This is a genomic window from Pseudomonas sp. FSL W5-0203 (assembly GCF_001896155.1).
Taxonomy (GTDB): domain Bacteria; phylum Pseudomonadota; class Gammaproteobacteria; order Pseudomonadales; family Pseudomonadaceae; genus Aquipseudomonas; species Aquipseudomonas paracarnis.
In genome coordinates this window covers 1-937 of sequence record NZ_MPOR01000094.1, presented here as the reverse complement: position 1 = coordinate 937, position 937 = coordinate 1, and the positions used below count along the sequence as shown (strand labels likewise).

At 57.3% G+C, this 937-nt stretch carries 1 protein-coding gene; it reads right to left on the bottom strand.

Going from position 1 to position 937, the window contains the following annotated elements; genetic code table 11:
* Positions 1-937 (bottom strand): immunoglobulin-like domain-containing protein (locus BOP96_RS29125; RefSeq protein ID WP_373420038.1); only part of this gene is annotated, 937 nt, incomplete at both ends.

Here is a 937-nt window from a genome sequence, read left to right as displayed (position 1 = left end):
GGTGATCGACGAACCGTTATCCAACTTCAGCGTTACATCAGTGCCAGCTTTGTTGGAGAGCGTGGCGGTGTACGTAATCTGTCCACCTTCGTTAACAGCGTTAGGCGCTGTCAGCGTCACAGTCGTGGTGTTGTCGGTACCTGGTGTGTCCGTAACGGTGGTGTTCACCGCGGTAGTGCCAGGGACCAGGTTTTCGAAGTGCTCGCCGCCAGTGACGCCTTTGATGGCGGTGGTGACAGTCTGGTCGCCTTTGTACACATCGTCTGGCGCGATAGTGGTGATAGAACCACTCGACTGATTCACACCGATGGTGATGGTCTTGCCGTTATCGAGGGTGACGGTCAGCGGATTGGTGATGTTGGTCACCGGTGCGCCGTTCTTATCCACAAGGCTGGCGGTGTAGACGATATTGCCGCCTTCGCCGACGGTGGTAGTGGCGGTCAGGACCACATCGACTTTGTCGATGGTGTCGTTGATCGTGGTGGTGGCGCCGTTGCCTGCAACTTCCAGTTTTTCGAAGTTACCGCCAGTGGTCTCGGTGATCTGAACGGTCTGGCTGCTCTTATCGATAAACACGTCATCGGTCGGGGCGGGCACGGTCACAGTGCCAACAGTGTCGCCAGCCTTGATGGTGATCGAAGAACCGTTGTCGAGTTTCAGCGTTACGTCAGTGCCCGCTTTGTTGGAAAGCGTGGCGGTGTACGTGATCTGCCCACCTTCGTTTGCCTCGGCCGGAGCGGTCAGCGTCACAGTAGTGGTGTTGTCGGTACCCGGTGTGTCCGTAACGATGGTGTTCACCGCGGTAGTGCCCGGCACCAGGTTCTCGAAATGCTCGCCGCCGGTTACGCCTTTGATGGCGGTGGTGACAGTTTGGTCGCCCTTGTACACGTCATCAGGAGCAAGAACCGAAACGCTACCGCTCGACTGATTCACACCT